At 67.3% G+C, this 21,546-nt stretch carries 19 protein-coding genes; 9 read left to right on the top strand and 10 right to left on the bottom strand.

Annotation, left to right across the window (positions count from 1 at the left end):
• Positions 1 to 190 precede the first annotated feature (190 nt).
• The 3 genes from WAZ62_RS11115 to WAZ62_RS11105 form a co-directional block, all read right to left on the bottom strand.
• Positions 191 to 1,822 (bottom strand): acyl-CoA synthetase, encoded by a 1,632-nt coding sequence (locus tag WAZ62_RS11115; protein WP_422643593.1) that lies wholly within the window; start codon positions 1,820 to 1,822, stop codon positions 191 to 193.
• A 74-nt stretch (positions 1,823 to 1,896) separates the two neighbouring features.
• Positions 1,897 to 2,526: a YjbE family putative metal transport protein gene (locus WAZ62_RS11110; RefSeq protein WP_422643592.1), complete on the bottom strand. Its 630-nt coding sequence runs from the start codon at positions 2,524 to 2,526 to the stop codon at positions 1,897 to 1,899.
• 72 nt (positions 2,527 to 2,598) lie between these two features.
• Positions 2,599 to 3,909: a hemolysin family protein gene (locus WAZ62_RS11105; protein WP_422643591.1), complete on the bottom strand. Its 1,311-nt coding sequence runs from the start codon at positions 3,907 to 3,909 to the stop codon at positions 2,599 to 2,601.
• A gap of 234 nt (positions 3,910 to 4,143) precedes the next feature.
• Here WAZ62_RS11105 and WAZ62_RS11100 point away from each other — a divergent pair, with 234 nt between their 5' ends.
• Positions 4,144 to 6,036 (top strand): propionyl-CoA synthetase, encoded by a 1,893-nt coding sequence (locus tag WAZ62_RS11100; protein WP_422643595.1) that lies wholly within the window; start codon positions 4,144 to 4,146, stop codon positions 6,034 to 6,036.
• Positions 6,037 to 6,156: 120 nt separating this feature from the next.
• Here the strand turns inward: WAZ62_RS11100 and WAZ62_RS11095 are convergent, their stop codons facing one another.
• The 3 genes from WAZ62_RS11095 to WAZ62_RS11085 are packed head-to-tail and all read right to left on the bottom strand — an operon-like array spanning position 6,157 to position 7,703.
• Positions 6,157 to 6,993: a sterol desaturase family protein gene (locus WAZ62_RS11095; protein ID WP_422643590.1), complete on the bottom strand. Its 837-nt coding sequence runs from the start codon at positions 6,991 to 6,993 to the stop codon at positions 6,157 to 6,159.
• A gap of 23 nt (positions 6,994 to 7,016) precedes the next feature.
• On the bottom strand, positions 7,017 to 7,268 hold the full coding sequence (locus tag WAZ62_RS11090) for a hypothetical protein (protein ID WP_422643589.1): 252 nt from the start codon (positions 7,266 to 7,268) through the stop codon (positions 7,017 to 7,019).
• A gap of 21 nt (positions 7,269 to 7,289) precedes the next feature.
• Positions 7,290 to 7,703 carry a hypothetical protein gene (locus WAZ62_RS11085; protein WP_422643588.1) on the bottom strand — a complete coding sequence of 138 codons (414 nt, stop codon included), beginning with the start codon at positions 7,701 to 7,703 and terminating at the stop codon, positions 7,290 to 7,292.
• A 157-nt stretch (positions 7,704 to 7,860) separates the two neighbouring features.
• On the opposite strand from WAZ62_RS11085, the gene WAZ62_RS11080 reads away from it, so the two are divergent.
• From WAZ62_RS11080 to WAZ62_RS11065, 4 genes are all read left to right on the top strand, one after another.
• Complete coding sequence (locus WAZ62_RS11080; protein ID WP_422643587.1) at positions 7,861 to 8,583, top strand: response regulator; 723 nt, start codon at positions 7,861 to 7,863, stop codon at positions 8,581 to 8,583.
• Entirely contained in the window at positions 8,583 to 9,950 is a 1,368-nt protein-coding gene (locus tag WAZ62_RS11075) for an ATP-binding protein (protein ID WP_422643594.1), read from the top strand. The genes WAZ62_RS11080 and WAZ62_RS11075 overlap by 1 nt, the downstream gene beginning before the upstream one ends.
• 60 nt (positions 9,951 to 10,010) lie before the next feature.
• Entirely contained in the window at positions 10,011 to 10,760 is a 750-nt protein-coding gene (locus tag WAZ62_RS11070; RefSeq protein WP_422643586.1) for a Bax inhibitor-1/YccA family protein, read from the top strand.
• A 93-nt stretch (positions 10,761 to 10,853) separates the two neighbouring features.
• Positions 10,854 to 12,335, top strand: a complete 1,482-nt coding sequence (locus WAZ62_RS11065) for a M81 family metallopeptidase (protein WP_422643585.1) — start codon at positions 10,854 to 10,856, stop codon at positions 12,333 to 12,335.
• Here WAZ62_RS11065 and WAZ62_RS11060 read toward each other — a convergent pair.
• Positions 12,328 to 12,819 (bottom strand): winged helix-turn-helix transcriptional regulator, encoded by a 492-nt coding sequence (locus WAZ62_RS11060; protein WP_422643584.1) that lies wholly within the window; start codon positions 12,817 to 12,819, stop codon positions 12,328 to 12,330. The two genes, WAZ62_RS11065 and WAZ62_RS11060, sit on opposite strands and share 8 nt — an antisense overlap.
• A 133-nt stretch (positions 12,820 to 12,952) precedes the next feature.
• Here WAZ62_RS11060 and WAZ62_RS11055 point away from each other — a divergent pair, with 133 nt between their 5' ends.
• The 4 genes from WAZ62_RS11055 to WAZ62_RS11040 all read left to right on the top strand — a co-directional run bounded on the left by WAZ62_RS11055 (position 12,953) and on the right by WAZ62_RS11040 (position 16,585).
• Positions 12,953 to 13,834 (top strand): acyl-CoA thioesterase domain-containing protein, encoded by an 882-nt coding sequence (locus WAZ62_RS11055; protein ID WP_422643583.1) that lies wholly within the window; start codon positions 12,953 to 12,955, stop codon positions 13,832 to 13,834.
• A gap of 63 nt (positions 13,835 to 13,897) precedes the next feature.
• The gene (locus WAZ62_RS11050; protein WP_422643582.1) at positions 13,898 to 15,112 is read left to right on the top strand and encodes an argininosuccinate synthase; all 1,215 of its coding nucleotides are present in this window, start codon (positions 13,898 to 13,900) and stop codon (positions 15,110 to 15,112) included.
• Between the two features lie 149 nt (positions 15,113 to 15,261).
• Positions 15,262 to 16,077: a class I SAM-dependent methyltransferase gene (locus WAZ62_RS11045; protein ID WP_422643581.1), complete on the top strand. Its 816-nt coding sequence runs from the start codon at positions 15,262 to 15,264 to the stop codon at positions 16,075 to 16,077.
• Between the two features lie 49 nt (positions 16,078 to 16,126).
• Complete coding sequence (locus WAZ62_RS11040) at positions 16,127 to 16,585, top strand: VOC family protein (protein ID WP_422643580.1); 459 nt, start codon at positions 16,127 to 16,129, stop codon at positions 16,583 to 16,585.
• Between the two features lie 39 nt (positions 16,586 to 16,624).
• Here the strand turns inward: WAZ62_RS11040 and WAZ62_RS11035 are convergent, their stop codons facing one another.
• From WAZ62_RS11035 to WAZ62_RS11025, 3 genes are all read right to left on the bottom strand, one after another.
• Positions 16,625 to 18,946, bottom strand: a complete 2,322-nt coding sequence (locus tag WAZ62_RS11035; RefSeq protein WP_422643579.1) for a calcium-binding protein — start codon at positions 18,944 to 18,946, stop codon at positions 16,625 to 16,627.
• A 250-nt stretch (positions 18,947 to 19,196) separates the two neighbouring features.
• The gene (locus WAZ62_RS11030) at positions 19,197 to 21,125 is read right to left on the bottom strand and encodes a PAS domain-containing protein (protein ID WP_422643578.1); all 1,929 of its coding nucleotides are present in this window, start codon (positions 21,123 to 21,125) and stop codon (positions 19,197 to 19,199) included.
• A gap of 129 nt (positions 21,126 to 21,254) precedes the next feature.
• The coding region (locus WAZ62_RS11025) for a GcrA family cell cycle regulator (RefSeq protein ID WP_422643577.1) at positions 21,255 to 21,546 on the bottom strand (292 nt) is incomplete at its 5' end.

Here is a 21,546-nt window from a genome sequence, read left to right as displayed (position 1 = left end):
GTCCTCGGCGCCATCTCCCTGCACCGCCTCGCCGGCAGCATCCGGAAAATTGAAAGGCAGCTCTTCGAAGCACACCGAAAACGTAAACTTCAGACCTTAACTTAGCGCATATGGGCGAAGGCCGGGGCCTCGATCCGGCACGGGCGCCCTTTTTGTCGCGAGGTTCCGGCCCTCGCCGGAACTGCCCCGCTTACAGCGCCTTGGCGCGCTCGCGCAGGATGAATTTCTGCACCTTGCCGGTCGAGGTCTTGGGCAGGTCCTCGAAGACGATGGTGCGGGGCACCTTGTAGCCGGCGAGATTGGCCTTGCAGAAGGTGATCACTTCCTCCTCGGTCATGGTCTCGCCCGCCTTCAGGCAGATGAAGGCGCAAGGGGTTTCGCCCCATTTCTCGTCCGGGCGGGCGACCACCGCGGCCTCGAGGATCTTGGGATGCTTGTAGAGCACGTCCTCGACCTCGATGGTCGAGATATTCTCGCCACCCGAGATGATGATGTCCTTCGAGCGATCGCGCAGCTGGATGTAGCCGTCGGGATGCATGACGCCAAGGTCGCCCGAATGGAACCAGCCGCCGGCGAAGGCTTCGTCCGACGCCGCCTTGTTCTTCAGGTAGCCCTTCATGACCAGATTGCCGCGGAACATGACCTCGCCCATGGAGAGGCCATCGCGCGGCACCGGGGTCATGGTCACCGGGTCCATGACCTCGAGCCCGGCGAGCAGCGGCGATTTCACGCCCTGGCGGGCCTTCAGCGCCGCCTGCTGGTCGGCCGGCAGGGCGTCCCAGTCCTCGTTCCAGGCGCAGAGAGTCGAGGGGCCATAGGTCTCGGTCAGGCCGTAGAGATGGGTGATCTTGAAGCCGCTGGCTTCCATCGCCTCGATGACGGCGGCGGGCGGCGGGGCGGCGGCGGTGAACAGCTCCACCTTGCCGGGCAGCGGGCGCTTCGCTTCGGCGCTGGCGTTGATCAGCATCCCCATGACGATGGGGGCGCCGCACAGATGGGTGACCTTGTATTTCTCGATCGCCGAGAAGATCGCCGCGGCCTCGACCCGGCGCAGGCAGACATGGGTGCCGCCCACGACCGCGAGCGACCAGGTGAAGCACCAGCCGTTGCAATGGAACATCGGCAGGGTCCAGAGATAGACCGAAGCCCCGGTCATGCCCGCCGAGACGATATTGTCGACCGCGTTCAGATAGGCGCCGCGGTGGTGGTAGACCACGCCCTTGGGGTTGCCGGTGGTGCCGGACGTATAGTTCAGGCTGATCGCCTGCCATTCGTCGGCCGGGCCTTCCCAGGCGAATTCAGGATCGCCGCCGGCGATGAAATCCTCGTATTCGATCTCGCTCAGGCGCTCGCCCTTACCGGTATAGAGCGGGTCGTCGATGTCGATGATGATCGGCTTCACCGTCGCCAGCGCCAGCGCCTGCCTGATCACATGGGAGAACTCCCGGTCGGTGATCAGCACCTTGGTCTCGGCATGGTCGAGGGTGAAGGCGATATTGGCGGCGTCGAGGCGGATGTTCAGCGTGTTGAGCACGGCCCCCGTCATTGGCACGCCGAAATGGGCATCGAGCACCGGCGGAATATTGGGCGCCATGACCGAGACCGTGTCGCCGGGACCGATCCCCCGCGCCGCCAGCGCCGAGGCGAGACGCCGGGCGCGGGCATAGGCTTCGGCGTAGGAGATCGTCAGATCGCCGTGAATGATCGCCGTGCGCCGCGGATAGACCGCCGCCGCCCGCTCCAGGAAGCCGATGGGGCTCAGGGGAACATAATTGGCGGCGTTCTTGTCGAGATCGGTTTCGTAAGGGTTCTGTCTGGTCATGTCGGCCCCCGCCGAGGAATTCTTGTTGGTTTCGAGACTGGCCCTCTCGAATGATGCCGGCGCCACCCTTGTGCTCAGGTGGTCGCCTCCATGACCTGTAGCGTCCCGCGGTAGATCATGTCCACTGCGACATAAGCCACAATCGCGAGCCCGACATAGGCGATCCAGTGATAGCGCTTGAGCAGCGAGGCGACCAGCGAGGCCGCGGCGCCCATCAGGGCGATGGACAGCACGAGGCCGACGACCAGCACCCACATGTGATGCTGGGCGATGCCGGCGACCGCGAGGACATTGTCGAGCGACATCGAGACATCGGCCAGGATGATCTGGCCGACGGCGCCGCGAAAGGTCGTCGGCGCCTTGGAGCCGGGAACGAATTCCTCCTCCTCGTCATGGCCGGATTTCGCCGCGCGGCGCTGCATCTCGATCTCGCGCCACATCTTCCACGACACCCAGAGCAGCAGCAGCCCGCCGGCCAGGGTCAGGCCGATGAGGCCCATCAGCTCGGTCGTCGCCGCGGCGAAGGCGATGCGCATGATCATGGCGCCGGCCAGGCCCCACAGGATCACCTTGCGCCGGATCTGCGCCGGCACCGACGAAGCCGCGATGCCGATGACGATCGCATTGTCGCCCGCCATCACGAGGTCGACGAGGACGATGCCGCCAAGGGCGACCAATTGCTCGGTGATCAGATTAATGTCCACGGGAACACCTATGAAAGCCGGCCCGCCGCCGGGCCGGGCCGTGATACGCCAGGATAACAGGAAAGGCGGCGTTCAGGTTTCGCCGGAATCCGGCGTGATTTCACCAACCAGAACCTTGTCGACCCGGCGGCCGTCCATGTCCACGACCTCGAAGCGGTAGCGCCCCAGGGTGAAGACGTCACCGGCGGACGGAATGCGCTTCAGGCGATGCATGCACAAGCCGCCCAGGGTGTTGAAATCGGCCTCGGCATCCTGAAGATGCGGCATGGCCAGCAGGTCCCACAGACGGTCGAGGGCATAGCCGCCATCGATCAGGAAAGAGCCGTCCTCGCGCTGGACGACGGAACGTTCGTCCTCCGGCGTATCCGCCTCCTCCAGTTCGCCGATCAGGGCTTCGAGGAGGTCGGTCAGGGTGACGAGGCCCTGGATGTCGCCATATTCGTCGACGATGAGGGCGATCGGACTGCCGCTGGCCCTGAAGGCTTCGAGGGCCTTGAGGGCGGGTGTCGTCTCGGGGATATAGAGCGCGGAATGTATGGCGGCGCCGATGTCGGGCAACTTGCCGGCCAGCAGCTGGTCCTGGGCGAAGAGATCCTTCACCTGAACGAAGCCGAGCACGGTCTTGGTGGTGCCCTTCTTCACGGGAAAGCGCGAGTAATGGCTTTCGGCGATCTTCTGCCAGGTCCGCTTCGGCGGATCGGTGACATCCAGCCATTCGATCTGGGTGCGCGGCGTCATCAGCGCGTCGACGTTGCGGTCGCCGAGGCGCAGGGTCATTTCGACGATGGCGCGTTCGGCTTCCTGGAAATGGCCGGCGGCGGCGCCTTCCTGCATCAGGACGCGGATTTCCTCGTCGGTGACGTCCGGCTCCTTCGAGCCCTTGGGCAGCAGCTTCAGGACCAGATTGGTCGAGCCGGTGATCAGGCCGACGAAGGGCGCCGCGCCGATCGAGAGCCAGCGCAGGGGCCAGGCGACGAAGGTCGCGATCTCGTCGGCCCGGGCGAGGGCGAGGCGCTTCGGCACCAGTTCGCCCAGGATCAGGGTCACGTAAGTAAGCCCCGCGACGATGATCGCGATCGCGATCGTGTCGGCATAGGGCGCGAGGGCGGGGAAACCCGACAGCATGGCGCTCAGCGGGCCGGCCAGCGCCTGACCGCCGAAGGCGCCCGACAGGGTGCCGATCGCCGTGATGCCGATCTGGACGGTGGAGAGGAAGCGGCCGGGATCGGACGCGAGTTCGAGCGCGACGCGGGCAGAGTCGCTGCCGGCGTCCGCGGCCCGCTTCAGCCGTGCCCGCTTGGCGGCGACAATGGCCATTTCCGCCATCACCAGAAAGGCGTTGAGCAGGACAAGCAGGACGAGAATGGTAAGGTCGATGATCATCGGCAAACGTGAAAACGTGCGTGACCATAGCATGGTCGTGGAATTTCGCACGGCACTAATGTGCCGCATCCGGTGAAAGCCCGGTGTCGAGGGGCCGGCGGGGGCCGGACACGACCAAAGTACGAGGGGCATCGGCGGATTGGACGTTGCATTCCCGCCCCGCATTTTGCTGAATCCGCCGCAATAGAACGATGACCGGAAAACGGGGGGAAAGCCGTGGGCGCCTATTCCGAGATGTACGCACGTTGGCAGGCCGATCCTGAAGGCTTCTGGGCCGAGGCGGCGAAGGCGATCGACTGGATCGAGCCGCCGAAGGCCATTCTCGACGATTCGAGGAAGCCGCTCTACAGCTGGTTCCCGGGCGGCAAGGTCAATACCGCCTGGAACTGTCTCGATCGCCATGTCGAGGGCGGCCGCGCCGATCAGGACGCGCTGATCTACGACAGCCCGGTGACCGATACCAGGACCCGCTACACCTACCGCGAGTTGCGCGACAAGGTCGCCGAACTCGCCGGCTGGCTGCGGGACAGGGGCGTCGTCGCCGGCGACCGGGTCATCGTCTACATGCCGATGGTGCCGGAAGCGCTGTTCGCCATGCTGGCCTGCGCCCGCCTCGGCGCCATCCATTCCGTGGTCTTCGGCGGTTTCGCCGCCAAGGAACTGGCGACCCGCATCAATGACGCCAAGCCGAAGGCGATCATTTCCGCCTCCTGCGGCGTCGAGCCGGGCCGTGTCGTCGCCTACAAGCCGCTGCTCGACGAGGCGATCGAACTCGCCAGCTTCAAGCCGGAATTCACCCTGATCTGGCAGCGCCCGATGCTGGCGGCCTCGCTGGTCGAGGGCCGCGATTTCGACTGGGGCAAGGTCGTGCCCGGCACGGCGCCCGCCGACTGCGTGCCGGTCGCCTCGACCGATCCGCTCTATGTGCTCTATACCTCGGGCACCACGGGTATCCCCAAGGGCGTCGTCCGCGACAACGCGGGGCATATGGTGGCGCTTGCCTGGTCGATGACGAATATCTATGGCGCGGCCCCGGGCGAAGTGTTCTGGGCGGCCTCGGACGTGGGCTGGGTCGTCGGCCATTCCTACATCACCTATGGCCCGCTGCTGATCGGCGCGACCACCATCCTTTACGAAGGCAAGCCGGTGGGCACGCCGGATGCCGGCGCCTTCTGGCGGGTGATCGAGGAATACGACGTCCGCACCCAGTTCTGCGCCCCGACCGCCTTCCGCGCCATCAAGAAGGAAGACCCGGACGGCAAGCTGCTGGCGGATTACGACATTTCCTGCCTGCGCACCCTGTTCCTCGCCGGCGAGCGGGCCGACCCGGATACCATCCAGTGGGCCGAGCGCATGGTGAAAGTGCCGGTGATCGATCACTGGTGGCAGACGGAATCGGGCTGGCCGATGGCCGCCAACATGGTCGGCGTCGAATTGCTGCCGGTCAAATACGGCTCGCCCACCTGCGCCGTGCCGGGTTACGACATCCGCGTGCTCGACAATGACAACAACGAGATGAAGCGCGGCGAGATCGGCTCGATCGTCGTCAGGCTGCCGCTGGCGCCCGGCGCCCTGCCCACCCTGTGGCAGAACGACGACGGTTTCATCCGCTCCTATCTCCAGGATTTCCCGGGCTACTACAAGACGGGCGATGCCGGTTACATCGACGAAGATGGTTACATCTATGTCATGAGCCGGACCGACGACATCATCAATGTCGCCGGTCACCGCCTGTCGACGGGCGGCATGGAGGAGGTTCTGTCCTATCACCCGGATGTCGCCGAATGCGCGGTGATCGGCGCCGCCGACCAGCTGAAGGGTCAGGTGCCCGTCGGCTTCGTCGTCCTCAAGGCCGGCGTGACCCGCCCGGACGAGGAGATCGAGAAGGAACTGGTCCGCCTGGTGCGCGACAAGATCGGCCCCGTGGCCGCCTTCAAGACCGTGACGGTCGTGAAGCGCCTGCCCAAGACCCGTTCGGGCAAGATCCTGCGCGGCACCATGCGCAAGATCGCCGACAGCGAACAATGGTCGATGCCGGCGACGATCGACGATCCGATCATCCTCGACGAGATCGCCGATTCGCTGCGCGCCATCGGCTACGCCAAGACGGAAAAAGGCGCGGCCTGAGACCACGAAGGTCCCGAGGCCGCGCCCGTCCGGAGCCCCCGGGGGAAAGGGTTCCGGACAGTTGCCCCGTCGGCCGTGTCAGGGTGGGAGGCCGCCAGGGGGGGGGGATGGATGGCGGCCCTAGGGCCGCCCGAACAGGGCGTCGAGGCCGCCTTTCAGACTGCGCGCCGCCAGCAGCCGGCGTCCGAGATCGATCCAGCCGCCGAGCGCGACCCTGAAGGGGTTGCGGGTCGGCGTGCCGGCCGCCACGCCATAGCGCAGCGGCTCGTCCGGCACGGCCTGGAAGGTGCCGAACAGCCGGTCGAACAGGATGGTGACGCCGCCGAAATTCCGGTCGAGGCAGATCGCGTTCGCCGCGTGGTGGACATGGTGGTGCCGGGGTGTGTTCAGCACCCCTTCCAGCGGACCGAGACGGGGCATCCAGCTCATGTGCAGGAAGATCTGGTAGAACAGATTGGCCGCCAGCATGGCGAGGACCGCCAGGGGCGGAAAGCCGATCAGGACCAGCGGCAGATAGAACAGGAAGCCGCCGGTCAGCTGGCCACCCCAGCCGAGCCGGAAGGCCGCCAGCAGGTTGAGGCGGGTCGATGAATGATGCACCCCATGGGTCGCCCACAGGAGGCGAAACCGGTGCATCGCGCGATGATGCCAATAGTAACAGAATTCGACCCCGACGAAGAGCAGGGCAAGGCCGGCCGGTCCCATGTCGATCGCGCCGAGGGGCCGGCCCCGCGCGGCCAGGAAGAACAGGCCGAGGACAAGGGGCGCCGTCAGGAGCGCCAGCAGGCGCTGGCCCAGCATGATGACGGCGGTCGCCAGGCTCTCGCCGAGGTCATAGGCGGGGCGGCCCCGCAGGGCGCCGAGGCCCGCCTCGGCGGCGACGAGGGCGAGCAGAAGGAGCGGCATGATCCAGCGCGGGTCCTGCCCCGGGACCATTCCGTTGGCCAATACATCCATCGCTCGCCCTCCCGGTGCCGGGCTTACTGCGCCTGGCCCGCGGCGCGGGCGGCCTGGGCGTCCTCGATCGCGGCGAGGCAATCCTTCGAGACCTGGTCCTGCTTGGTCTTCAGGCATTGCAGGATGCGGCCGCCGCCGGGCTCGACATCGGCGCACAGGGCCTTGGCGTCGGCGGCGCAAGCGGCGCGCAGTTTCTTGGCCACGGCCTGCTGGGCAAGGGCAGGGCTGGCCGCCGCGAGGAACAGCGCGGCGAGGGTCAGGGCGCGGGACATCATCGGTTTCTCCGGTTCTGCGGATCAGTTGGCGGGGGTGACGCTGCGGCTCTTGTCCACGGTGACGGTCTTGCCGTTGGGGCCGGTCGCCGTGCCGGAATAATCGTAGGTGCCCTGGCCATCGGTGGTGCCGCTGCCCGAATAGGTGCCGCCGCGCCGGCCTTCGCCGCCGCGGTTCACGGAATAGGTGCCGTCGCCATTGTTGGTGGCGCTGCCCGAACGGCTCCAGCTGTTGCCGGCGCGGCCGGTGCCTTCGCGGTTGCGGCTGCAGGTGCCGTTGGCGCAGCCGCTGTCGAGGTTGCGGGAATAGCTGCGGCCACCGGCGCCGGTGCCGCTGACGTGGCGATCGCGGGCGAAGCTCTCGCTGGCGGCACCGGCGAGGGTCAGGGTGGCGGCCAGGGCGGCCAGGGTGGCGAGAGCGGCCTTGCGGGTGAACATCGGTGGTCTCCTCGGGTCTGGCGGCCGGGTCATTCCGTCCGCCGTCGAAAGCGATCCTCCGCCCGCCGCTTTGCCCGGGTATTGCCGCCGGGCTGATATTTGTAACGATTTGTAACGGGCCTTGGCGCCGCCGCCGGCTTCGATGACAATCCCGGCCATGAGCGACAAGACGATCCTTCTCGTGGAGGACGACGCCGAAATCCGCGACCTTCTCTCCGCCTTCCTGCGGCGGGAAGGTTTCGCCGTCGAGACGGCGGGGGAGGCGAGGGCGATGGATGCCATCCTCGCGCGGCTGAGGCCCGACGCGATGGTGCTCGACATCATGCTGCCGGGCGAGGATGGATTGTCGATCTGCCGGCGCATCGCGCCCCGGGGCGATATTCCGATCATCATGCTGACGGCCAAGGGCGACGACATCGACCGGATCGTCGGCCTCGAACTCGGCGCCGACGACTATCTGCCCAAGCCCTTCAACCCGCGCGAGTTGCTGGCGCGGATCCGGGCGGTGCTGCGCCGGGGCGGGCGGGTCGCGGCGACCGCGGGATCACCCCGGCGCCGCCTGCGCGTCGCCAGCCTGACCGTCGATCTCGATGGCCGGCTGGTCGAGGACGCGGCGGGTCGGCGCGTCGCCCTGACCTCCGCCGAATTCGATCTGCTCGCCTGTTTCGTCGAACATCCGCGCCGGGTGCTCAGCCGCGATCAATTGCTGGACTGGACGCGGGGGCGTGGCGCCGATCCCTTCGATCGCACCATCGACGTCGGCATCTCGCGCCTGCGCCGCAAGCTGGAAGCGGCCGACGCCACGGTGCCCGGACTGATCAACACGGTGCGCAACGGCGGTTACATCTTCTCGGGCGATATCGTGGAGGTTTCGTCGTGATGGCCCGTCTCGGCATCGTCTGGCGGCTGGTGCTGATCCTGCTGGCGGCGCTGATCCTGGTGCAGCTGATCACCACCACCGTCTATTTCTGGCGGCGGGAACAGGCTTTCGACGCGCGCCTGCGCTCGCCCATCGCCGATCAGGTGGCGGCCATGGCCAGTCTCGTCGACGAGGCCGATCCGCTGGAGCGCGAGATCATGCTACGCGCCTTCAACAGCCAGGATCTCCTGGTCAGCATCACCGCCGACCGGGGCGCGGTCCTGCCCGAGGGGCGACCGCTTCGCCCGATGGAAGGGCGCATCCGGGCCGAGCTGCCGGCGCTGTCGCCGCCCCGCGTCGTCGTCGTCCGCATGGAAGCCGATATCGAACAGAGCCGGCGCCTGCCCCTGCTCAGCCGCTTGTTCGCCGGCAAGGTGGCGGCGACGGTCGGCCTGTCCGACGGGCGCTTTCTTCACGTCCTGGCCGATGGCGACCTGATGCCCCGGCTGTTCGGCCTGCAGCCCGGCTTCTTCGCCGGGATCATCGGCTTCATGGTCGCGCTTCTCGTCATCGTCCTGTTCACCCGGGAATCGAAGCCGCTGCGCCTTCTGGCCCGCTCGGTCCAGGATTTCGGCCGCGACGCCGAGCCCCGGCCGGTCAAGGAAGCGGGCGCGGCCGAGGTGCGGGTGCTGATCCGCGCCTTCAACGACATGCAGGGCCGCCTGTCCGAATTGATGCGCAACCGCGCCTTCATCCTCGGCGCCCTCGCCCATGACCTGCGCACCTATCTCACCCGGTTGCGGCTGCGCGCCGAATTCCTGCCGGACGAGGCGGACAAGGACCAGTGGATCCGCAATCTCGATCACATGGGCCGCATGGTCGAGGACAGTCTGACCTTCGCCAAAGTCAGCTTCGGCGCCGACCGCGAGGCGCGCAGCGATCTCGCCCAGATCGCCCGGCGCGAAATCGAGGAGCGGCAGGCCCTCGGCCTCGCGGTTACCGGCAACCTGTCGGAAGCGGTGGCCCCGGTCGCCGGCGGCGAGACGGCGCTGGCCCGCGCCCTCGCCAATCTGGTCGACAATGCCCTGAAATACGCCGGCAACGCCGAGATTTCCCTGACGCGGGAGGGTGGCACCTTGCTCCTCGCGGTCGAGGACCGGGGGCCGGGCCTGCCGATGGCCGCGCGCGACCAGCTGGGCCAGCCGTTCCAGCAGGCCGATGCCGCCCGCACCAAGGGGACAAGCGTGGGGGGGCCGCAGGCCGGCGCCGGCCTTGGCCTCGCCATCGCGCGGGAAATCGCCGCCGGTCTCGGCGGCGACCTGGTATTGGGCGACCGTCCGGGGGGCGGGGCGCGTGTGGTTCTGCGGATGCCCGCCATATCTTCTTGAACCGGGACGCGCGGCGCACGATATTTGGGCCAGCGTTCAATCGTGAACAGAGGAATTTCCATGGCTGACTTCAATCGTTATCCCACCGGCTCGGTCGCGGGCGGGCGGGCATCGGCGGTCAGCTTCGATGCCGGCCTCCGCGCCTATATGCAGCGGGTCTATCAGTTCATGGCGATGGCGACCGGGCTTTCGGGCGTCACCGCCTGGGCCGTGGCCAACACGGGCCTGCGCGACATCTTCTTCGCCTATAACCCGCAGGCCATGGCCTGGGGGCCGACCGGTATCGGCCTGATCGCCATGATCGCGCCGATCGCCCTCGTTTTCTTCATCTCGTTCCGCATCCAGCACATGAAGGCGTCGACGGCGCAGATGGCCTTCTGGGTCTACGCCGGCCTGACCGGTCTGTCGCTGGCCTCGATCCTGCTGAACTTCACCGGCGAGAGCGTGGCGCGGGTGTTCTTCATCTCGGCCGCGACCTTCGGCGGCATGAGCCTGTGGGGCTATACGACCAAGCGCAGCCTCGATGCCCTCGGCTCGTTCCTGTTCATGGGCCTGATCGGCATCCTGATCGCCTCGGTGGTCAATATCTTCCTCGCCTCCTCGGCGATGCAGTGGATGATCTCGGTGATCGGCGTCCTGGTCTTCTCGGGCCTCACCGCCTATGACACCCAGAAGATCAAGGAAATGTACGCCGAGGGCGACGATGGCGAAGTGTCGACCAAGAAGGCCGTGTTCGGCGCCCTGACGCTCTATCTCGACTTCATCAACCTGTTCATCATGATGATGCGCCTCTTCGGCGACCGTCGCTGATCGCAGGCGACACGACGTGACAGACGCCCGGCGGTTCCACCCGCCGGGCGTTTTCGTTTAGGCTGACCGGAACGGAGACAGGGAGACCGCGTGATGAAAGTGCTCGTTGCCATGATGAAGCATGAAACGAACACCTTCTCGCCCCTGGTCACCGATCTCGCCCGTTTCGAGGCCTGGGGCCTGCACTTCGGCCCCGCCGCCGAGCGCGCCTATGCCGATACCGCCATGCCCATGGGCGCCTATATCCGCCTGTGCCGGGCGCGCGGGGCCGAGGTGATCACCCCGGTCGCGGCCGAGGCCATGCCCGGCGGCATCGTCACCCGGGGCGCTTACGAGACCCTGGCCGGCGCCATAGTCGAGGCGGCGCGCCAGGGCGTCGATGCCATGCTGCTCGACCTGCACGGCGCCATGGTCGCCGAACATGTCGCCGACGGCGAGGGGGAGTTGCTGCGGCGCCTGCGCGCGGTCGCGCCCCATGTGCCGATCGCCGTCACCTGCGACCTTCATTGCAACCTGACCACCGCCATGGTCGAGAATTGCGATGCCCTGATCGGTTACAAGACCTATCCCCATGTCGACATGGCCGAGATGGGCGAGCGGATCGCCCGCGTGCTCTTCGATGCCATCGACGGCAAATGCCGACCGGTCATGGCCTTCTCGCCTATCCCTGTGCTGGCGCAGACCCTGCGCATGGGCACCGACGATGCCCCGATGAAGGATGTGGTCGGCGAGGCCCGCCGGCTGGAAGGCCAGGGGCTGCTGGCGGCCACCGTCTTCGGCGGCTTTCCCATGGCCGATGTCGCCCATGCCGGCATGGCGGCGGTCGTCGTCGCCGATGGCGACCCGGCAGGGGCGCGGGCGGCGGTCGACCATCTGGTCGATTTCGCAAGGGAAAGGCGCGACGATTTCCTCTACGGCCACGAGCCGATCGAGACCGCGCTGGAGCGGGCGGCCCTGCTGGGGCGGGACGGCGGGCCGGTGATCCTGCTCGATCACGCCGACAATTGCGGCTCGGGCGGGACGCAGGATGTCATGGGCGTCGTCGCCGCCGTGATCGACAAGGGCCTTGGCGATGTCGCCGTGGGAGCGGTCTATGACCCGGAGGCGGTCGCCCGGATGGCGGCGGCCGGGGTCGGCAGCACGATCACCCTCGACCTCGGCGGGCGGATCGCCATGCCGGCGCTGGGCCTCGAAGGCCGGCCCCTGACGGTCACCGGCCGGGTGAAGGTGCTGACCGACGGGCGCTTCATCGTGCGGGGGCCGATGTACACGGGCGTCACCGTCGAGATGGGGCCGACGGCGGTCCTCTCCATCGACGAGGGCCGGGTGGAGATCGTCATCACCTCCCGCCATCACGAGCCGTGGGATCGCGGCGTCTTCACCAGCGTCGGCATCGATCCCGCCGCCAAACGCTATCTGCTGCTGAAATCGCGCATCCACTACCGGGCGGGTTTCGCGCCCCTGGCGAAGGCGACCATCACCCTCGACGGCGAGGGCGTGACCACGTCGGACAACAGCAAATTGACCTACGACCGGCTGGCGCGGCCGATCTATCCCTTCGACCGCATCAACTGACGGCGGCGCGGCGGCCCGGCAACAGGCGGGCGACCACCTCCGCGTCGGCGCCGGGGCCGGCCACGGCCCTGATCTCGCGCGGGCCGAGGGCGCGGCCATCGGCGGCGCGCACCTCGAGGGGGGCGATGGGCCGGCCATCCCGCCGGTCGACCAGGACGACGGGCGGCGGGTCCGGATTGGCATGGGCATCACCCCATTGCAGCAGGCTGACCAGCACCGGCATCAGCGCCTCGCCCTTCGCCGTCAGGCGGTATTCGACCGTGGCCGGATCGGGCTCGGTCCGCTCCAGCACGCCGGCGGCGACCAGTTTCTTCAACCGGGCCGACAGGATGTTGCGGGCAATGCCCAGGCGATCGGTGAAATCCTGGAAGCGCCGGCAGCCGAAGAAGGCTTCGCGCACCACGAGAAGGCTCCACCATTCGCCGACCACGTCGAGGGCGCGGGCGAGGGAACAATTCTTCTCGGCGAAGGAATGGCGGGTCATGACCAGGGACGATAGGCTATGTGGTTTCATCATGCAACTGCGTGCGCCGCGATCCTGCGATGACGAGTCTGGCAGTTGTGATATGCAACTGCGTGCCGTTCAATCGGGCCATGACGATCGATGGGGGACTGCCATGAACCACCCGAGCCGCGGAAGCCTGACGAACATACCGGTCGAGCGCCTGTTCCCGCCCCGAACGGAAGAAGCGCCGCCCGCGCCCGCGCCGGTGCCGCCGCCCGAGGGATTGTTCGCCCGCGACGGCGAGGATCATCTGCCGCTGCCCCTGGCGCATGGCCCCTTCGATGCACTCCACGGCGGCGCCATCGGTGGCCTCCTGGCCAATGCGGCCGAGGCGCTGGCGGCGCGGGAGGACATGGGCACGCCGATCGCCGCCCATATCCAGTTCCTGCGCCCGCTGAAGTCCGACCACCGGCTGACGGTCTTCGCCGAGGTGGCCCAGCCCGGCCGGCGCCTGAATCTCGTCGACGCCTTCATCGAGGTGGAGGGGGCTCTCCGGGCCGAGGGGCGTTTCACCTTCGCAAGGGATATCGACATCCCGGGCCTCGCCGAGCGGCCGACCGGCCCCGTGCATGATCCCCTGTCCTTCCCGGTGATCCAGCCGCCGCACCAGCCGGGCCGCATCTGGTTCAAGGATGCCCTCGAATGGCGCGAGGCACCGGGCGGCACGGTCTGGATCCGGGGCCTGACCGAGCTTGGCCCCGAGGCCCATGCCTTGCCCCGGGTGATCGCCGCCGCCGACTGGTCCGCCGGCATCAGCCGGCCCGATGGTTGGTCCCGGCCCCGGGCCGCCGCCTTCCCCAATTCGGCCCTGACCCTGAACCTGTGGCGCCGGCCCATCGGCGACTGGATCGGTCTTACCCCGAAAAGCCGGTGGAGCCGCGCGGGCTTTGGCATGGCCGAGGCGATCCTGTCGGACAGTCATGGCGAGATCGGCACGAGCACCATGCCGGTCATCCTGTTGCCTTTCCCGGAGAAAACCGCCCCCGTGGCTTGAGACGCCGCCACAAATGCCTATACTGCGCGCGCCCGACGACGGGCGGATCCAAGGATGGATGTTATGGCGCGCGACGTGAAGAAGGTCGTGCTCGCTTATTCCGGCGGGCTCGACACCTCGGTTATTCTGAAATGGCTGCAGGAAGCCTATGGCTGCGAGGTGGTGACCTTCACCGCCGACCTCGGCCAGGGTGAGGAGCTGGAGCCGGCGCGCAAGAAGGCCGAGATGTTCGGCGTGAAGGAAATCTTCATCGAGGACCTGCGCGAAGAATTCGTTCGCGATTACGTCTTCCCGATGTTCCGCGCCAACGCGCTTTACGAGGGTGTCTATCTGCTCGGCACCTCGATCGCCCGGCCGCTGATCGCCAAGCGCCAGATCGAGATCGCCCGCCAGGTCGGCGCCGATGCCGTCGCCCATGGCGCCACCGGCAAGGGCAACGACCAGGTCCGCTTCGAGCTGTCCTATTACGCGCTCGAGCCCGGCATCCATGTCATCGCGCCCTGGCGCGAATGGGACCTGACCTCGCGCACCAAGCTGATCGACTTCGCCGAGAAGCATCAGATTCCGATCGCCAAGGACAAGCGCGGCGAAGCGCCCTTCTCGGTCGACGCCAATCTTCTGCACACCTCGTCCGAGGGCAAGGCGCTGGAAGATCCCTGGCAGGAGCCCGAGGAATTCGTCTATTCCCGCACGGTTTCCCCGGAAGCCGCGCCCGACAGGCCGACCTATGTCGAAATCGAGTTCGAGAAGGGCGACGCGATCGCCGTCGACGGCGAGAAACTGTCGCCGGCCGCCCTCCTTGCCCGCCTCAACGATCTGGGCGGCGCCAATGGCATCGGCCGCCTCGACCTCGTGGAGAACCGCTTCGTCGGCATGAAGTCGCGCGGCGTCTACGAGACCCCCGGCGGCACCGTGTTGCTGGCGGCCCATCGCGGCATCGAGTCGATCACCCTCGACCGGGGCGCCATGCACCTGAAGGACGATCTGATGCCGCGCTACGCGGAGCTGATCTACAACGGCCTGTGGTTCAGCCCGGAGCGCGAGATGCTGCAGGCCCTGATCGACAAGAGCCAGGAGCATGTCTCGGGCACGGTGCGGCTGAAGCTCTACAAGGGCTCGGTCCGCGTCGTCGGCCGCAAGAGCCCGAACACGCTCTATTCCTTGAGCCACGTCACCTTCGAGGAAGACGCGGTCTACGACCAGCACGACGCCGAAGGCTTCATCAAGCTGAACGCGCTGCGCCTCAAGCTGCTGCGCCGCCGTGGCATGAACAACTGATGATGCCGGGGGCGGGTTCGCCGCCCCCCCTTTGAGCGGATTGCCGATTCATCGAATCGGCAATCCGCTCAAATGTCTTTTAATCGTGCGGTTTCCAGCGGCAAACCGGCATCCACTTTGCCGGAAACCGCACCAGTCCGCGAGGGGTCATGAGCGACCGTCACGACGCCAACCGCCGCCATTGGGACGAGGTCACGGCCCTGCACCGCGACTCGGCCTTCTATGATGTCGAGGGCTTCCTGGCCGGGCGCTGCACCGTCGGCCCGATCGAGCGGGACGCGCTCTCGCCCCTGCTGCGCAAGACGCTTTTGCACCTCCAGTGCCATTTCGGCCTCGATACCCTCAGCCTGCTCCGGCTCGGCGCCTCGCGGGTGACCGGGGTCGATATCTCGCCCGCCGCGATCCACGAGGCGGAAAGCCTCGCAGACAAGCTGAAGCTGTCGGCCTGGGCCGATTTCGTCGAAGCCGACGTGCTGAAGGTCGATCTCGGCAGTCGCTTCGACCGCATCTTCACCTCGCATGGCGCGATCAACTGGCTGTCGGACCTCGACGCCTGGGGCCGGGTCATCGCCCGTCATCTCGCGCCAGACGGGTTGTTCTACATGATGGAGGCGCATCCGCTCGGCCTTGCCCTCGACATCGACGATGCCGGCCGGCTGTTCCAGCGCTTCGACTATTTCCACAAGGACGAGCCGGTCGCCCTCGACGGCGTGCCCGACTATGCCGTGCCCGATTATGTGCCCAAGGAAGCCGGCCTCGGCTGGACCTGGACCATCGCCGACATCATGGCGGCACTGGAAGCCGCCGGCCTGCAGGTCTTCGAATTCCGCGAATATCCCTTCGCCGCCTGGGAGGCCCTGCCGGGCATGACCCCGGACAAGGGCCGCTACTACTGGCGTCGCGCGGCCGAGGCCGGTCCGGACACGCCCCTGCTGTTCAGCCTGAAGGCCCGCCACGCGGCTTGACTCTCCGCCCCGTTTTCTGGAACATAAAGGGAACAAACGGGAGGCGAGGATGGTCAAGGCGATACCGGACGGCTATGAGGCCGTTACCCCCTATCTCATTGTCGACGGCGCCGCCGCGGCGATCGATTTCTATGTCGCCGCCTTCGGCGCGACCGAGCTTTTCCGCCTGCCGTCGCCGGACGGCCGCATCGGCCATGCCGAATTGCGCCTGGGCAAGGGCGTGATCATGCTGGCCGATCCCTTCCCCGAGATGGACGCGGTCGCGCCCGAGGCCGGCAAGCCGACCCCGGCCACCTTCGTTTTCTACTGCGACGATGTCGATGCGGTGGCGGCGCGGGCGGTCGCGCTGGGCGCTTCCTTGCGCGGCGCGATCGAGGACAAGTTCTACGGCGACCGCATGGCGACCCTGCTCGATCCCTTCGGCCACCGCTGGCACGTCTCGACCCATGTCGAGGATGTCGCCCCGGACGAGCTGGACCGCCGGGCCAAGGCGGCCATGGGCGGGTGATCACGCCCATGGCCCGACGGCATCCTGCATGACGGCATCCTACACGAAGGTGTAATCGCTGGCGTGCACCGCCGCCATGTTGGCGAAGGTGATGATGTCGTGGATCGTGCCATTGGCCGAATTCACCTGCCAGTGGGTGGCGTCGATCTGCACGAACGTGCCGGCGCCATAACCGCTGAACTGGATCTTGTCGCCGACCGAGGCGCCATTGCCGGTGAAATCGGTGATCGTGTCGCCCTGCGCCTGGCCCGCGGCGAAGACGAAGGTATCGCTGCTGGTGCCGCCGGTCAGCGTATCGGCACCCGCGCCGCCATTGATCGTGTCGGCACCGCCACCGCCGTCGATCACGTCGCCGCCGCCGAGACCCGACAGGACATTGCCGCCATTGCCGCCGGTCAGCGCATTGGCCGCGCCATTGCCGGTGCCGGCCACCGCCTGGCTGGTGGTGATCACGAGATTCTCGAAGCCGTTGGCCAGCGTGTAGGCGAAGCCCGCGCGGATCGTATCGGTGCCACCGCCGCCCGCCTCGCTCACCTTGTCGCCGAGACTGTCGAGGACATAGATGTCGTCGCCGAGGCCGCCGCGCATGTCGTCGTCGCCAGCGCCGCCGTCCAGCGAGTCGTTGCCCGCCTCGCCCAGAAGCGTGTCATTGCCGCCATTGCCCGACAGGACGTCGTCGCCCTCGCCACCCTTCAGCGTGTCGTCGCCGTTGCCGCCACCGATCGTGTCATTGCCGCTCATTCCGTAGAGCCGGTTGGCGGCATTGTTGCCGGTCATCGCATTGTCGAGCTCGTTGCCGGTGCCCGTGGTCGCGGCGCTGCCGAACAGCATCAGATTCTCGACCCCGGCGCCAAGCGTGTGGGTCACGGTGGCTTCGACCGTGTCGATGCCGTCCCCGCTGCTTTCGTCGATAACGTCGCCGAGACTGTCGACGACATAGGTATCGTCGCCCCATTGCCCGATCAGCGTATCGGCGCCACGCCCGCCCGACAGGCGGTCGTTGCCGTCGCCGCCGGTGATCGTGTTGGCCAGCGTATTGCCGGTGCCGGTGAAGTCGCCGCCGCCCGGCTGCCAGAAGCCGGTATAGGTCAGATTCTCGACGTTCCGGGGCAGGACATAGGTGTTCAGCGTGGCGAAAACGATATCGGTGCCGGCATTGCCGGCCTCGTTCACGATGTCGCCCACATCGTCGACGCCATAGGCATCGTCGCCGGTGCCGCCGGACATGGTGTCAGCCCCGGCCCCGCCATCGAGCCAGTCGCCATCGGCGCCGCTGGACAGCGTGTCGTCGCCATCGCCACCATAGAGATCCTGCATCCCGGCGCCGCCGATCAGGATGTCGTTGCCGCCCTCACCCCTCGCCATGTTCAGGATCGCGCCGCCGGTGATGTGGTCGGCCCCCTGTGTGCCCAACAGGGAAACATGTTCGATATTGACGAACTGCGTGCCGTCGCTCGCGGTCACGGTCACGCTGGTGCCTGGCGTCAGATCGAGGGTGATGCCGATGGTCAGGTCCGATCGATCGATCATCGCCCAATCTTCGTCGGCGCCGCCGTCGAGGCGATCGACGCCGTGTCCGGCTTCGAAGTAATCCTGCCCGGCGCCGCCCGCCAGCCAGTCGTCGCCATCGCCGCTGACGAAGACGTCGTCTTCGAGGCCGCCGATGATCCGATCATCGCCCGAACCGGTGAAGATCGTCAGATGCTCGATGCCGGTGATGGTCGAGCCGTCATTGGCCGTCGCAACGACATCTGGCCCGGCGGAAAGATCGATCTCGAACGCCGTGGTCAGGTCGGAGCGGTTGACGAAGCCATCATCGAAGCCGGCGCCGCCGTCGAGATGGGCGATGCCGAGGCCGGAATCGAGCGAATCGCTGTCGTCGCCGCCGTAAAGCCAGTCCTCGCCATCCATGCCGTGCAGATACTGAACACCGGCCCCGCCCGTGATCGTGTCATTGCCATCACCGCCATAGGCGCGGTCCCAGCCGAAATAATTACCGCTGGACGCCCCGGTGAAGATCGTGTCGTCGCCATCGCCGCCGCTGATCACGTCGTCGTCGTCACCGCCGGTGATCGTGTCGTTACCGCCTTCGCCGAACAACTGGTCGAGACCGGCGCCGCCGCCGGGGCCGCCATTGATGATGTCGTTGCCTTCGCCGCCCTGGATCGTGTCGCTGCCGGTCTGGCCCAGCAGCGTGTCGTTGCCGCCGCCGCCCTGGATCGTGTCGTCCCCGGCGCCGCCGGTAATGCGGTCGTCGCCGGTATCGGTATCGGGCGAGCCGTCAGGAAAGCCATAGAGTTGGTCATCCCCGCTCGTGCCACTGATGGTGTCCGCGCCATTCGTGCCGAACTTGATCGTCATTCTCTGGTTCTTCCGATTGTTATCGTTTTGGCATCATGAAAATGCGCGGGGGATGGGTTGAAATTCCCGGATTCAGCACAAGAGTGCGCGGAATTTCTTGAGAGTTATCTTCCAGACGTTTTCGGAATCCGGAAGAATTACTGTGAAAGGATGTAGCGTTGCTGTCGTGAGGGCATTGATCTGCGTCAACAGCGCATCGCTTCGGATGTCGCTGCCTGGCTCGATCCGTCCGGCGTCGCCAGAAGGTCTGTCAGCCCAGACCCAGAACCGCGTCCATGGCCTGGCGCAGGCGGGCGATTTCGTCGGTGAGGCGGTGGAAGGTGCGGGTGGCGAAATTCCAGTCGCCGTTGCCGACCGCGAGGCGGCAGGGGCCGATGGCCGACAGCAGGGGGCGGGCCTCGATGTCCTTGGCTTCACCGGCGAGGACATGGAGACTGTCGAGCGCGCGGTCGCCGTCGTGGGCGTCGACCGCGGCGGCGAGATCGGCTTCCAGCTGATCGAGGGTTTCGGCGACGACCGCGAGCACGGCGGCGAGATCGAGGTCGTCGACCAGATCGAGCCGGGATTTCAGCGCCGGAACATCGATCGGCGGCAGGGTGGACGTCATTTCGTCCGCGCCACCCGACAGAAGGTCGACCAGCTGTCCGAGGGCGAGCGGCTTCGCCATCATGCGATCCATGCCGGCGACGCGGGCTTCGTCCGATGCCGGCCCCGCCGCCTGCTCCGCCATGCCGACGACATGGCCGCGGGGCAGGCCATGGGCTTCCTCATGGGTGCGAAGGCCGCGCACGAAATCGGCGCCGGTGACCACGGGCAGGTGCAAATCCGCCAGGATCAGATCATAGGGCGATTCCGATGTCGCCAGGATCAGGGCCTGGGCGCCATTGGCGACGATGTCGACCCTGGCGCCCAGAGCCTGCAACTGGCGGGCGAGGGTGGCGCGCTCCAGCGGGTCGGCGCTGGCGACCAATGCGCGCAGATGCGCGACCGCCCTGTCCATCGGGGACGGGGGCGCCGCGACACCGGGGGGCGCCATCTGGGCGCCGGAGCGCAGGGCTTGGCGCCATTCGCCGGCCGGACGCCGGTCGGTGGCGGAAACTCCGGGACAGGGCAGCGCGACATGACAGGTGGAGCCGGCGCCTTCGGATGTCCCGCTCTCGATCGTCGCGCCCAGAGTCGCGGCGATGCGCGCGGCGAGAGCGGGGAGCAGGGCGTCGGCCGGACCCGGCGTGCCGCTGTCGTGGATGTCGATGCACAGCTGGTCCGCTTCGCCCTCCAGGGTCAGGGCGATGCCGCCGCTGGCGGTCTGGCGCAGGGCCTGCTCGATCAGGCAGGAGACGAGCTGGCGCAGATGGGGGATGTCGATTTCGATCGACGACGGCAGGCCCGCCGCCAGCGAGGCTTCGAAATGGAGGCCGCGCCGGCTGGCGTCGCCCATGAACTGCAGGCGCATTTCGTCGAGGAAGTCGGCGAGGGCGAGGGCCGAGGCCGGGCCGGGGATCGAGGCGCCGGCATCGATCCGCGCGATATCCGGCAGCCAGGCGAGGAAATCGCCCGTGTCGCGCACCGAGCGGATGGCGGCCGCGATCAGGGGGCGCTGTTCGGCGCCCGCCGGCCCGCGCTCCAGCAATTCGAGACTGCCGAGGGCCGCATTCAGCGAGCCGCCGAGTTCGCGCACCACGGCGGCGATGAAATCCGCCCGGCCGGACATGGCCCGTTCGGCCCGCGCCCGGGCTTCGACATGCTCCTGCTCCAGGCGTTTGCGGCGGGTCACGTCGCGCTGGAAGGAAATGAAGAACAACAGGCCGCTGTCGGGATCGATCACCGGCACGATATCCATCTCGACCCAGTACCGCTCGCCCTCGCGCGAGCGGTTCAGGATCTCGATGCGGATCTTGCGCCGGTTGGCCAGGGCGGCACGGATTTCGGCCTTCGTCTCGGGGCTTGTTTCCTCGCTCTGGAACAGGCGCGGCGTCTGGCCCAGCATGGCGGACAGGGGATAGCCGGTCAGCCGGCATTGCTGCTCGTTGGCGCTGACGATGCGGGGGTAGGGCGAAGCCAGATCACCGGCTTCGCAAACCATGATGCTGTCGCCGTCCTGCGCGACCAGGGTCTCGATCTCGGCGAGACGGTGACGCAGCCGCGGCGAGATGACGGATTCGGCGATCGGTTTGGACATGCTCCCCAGCCTGCCCGGAGATATTCAATACGAGGTTAAGGGACGCATTTTTATAGCTGCGGTGCAAAAGAAAACGGGACCCGTGGGTCCCGTTCCTTCTCCCTGCCGGAGAAAACCACGCGTGTTGTTCTAGAGCAGGCTGCGCAGCAGGCGCTCGCGTTCGCGCTCGCGATCCCGGTCGCGCTTCTCGCGCGATTTGGGTGTCGCCGCCTGATAGGCGATGCGGGCATGGTCCTGGCAATAGGGCATCCCGGTCTGGGCGCGGCGGCCACAGAAATGGAAACCGGCGTCGCCCGGATCACCGACCGGCCATTTGCACATGCGGTCGTTGATCGACAGCAGGGTGGCGCGAACCATCGGCTCCGGCTCCGACGCCCGGGCGGTGGGGGCCGGCGTGGGGCGCGCGGGCTGGATGCGGGGC

It is taken from the genome of Zavarzinia sp. (assembly GCF_049306435.1).
GTDB lineage: Bacteria > Pseudomonadota > Alphaproteobacteria > Zavarziniales > Zavarziniaceae > Zavarzinia.
Note: the sequence above shows the minus strand (reverse complement) of the source record. Positions and strands in the feature narration are given on the sequence as shown.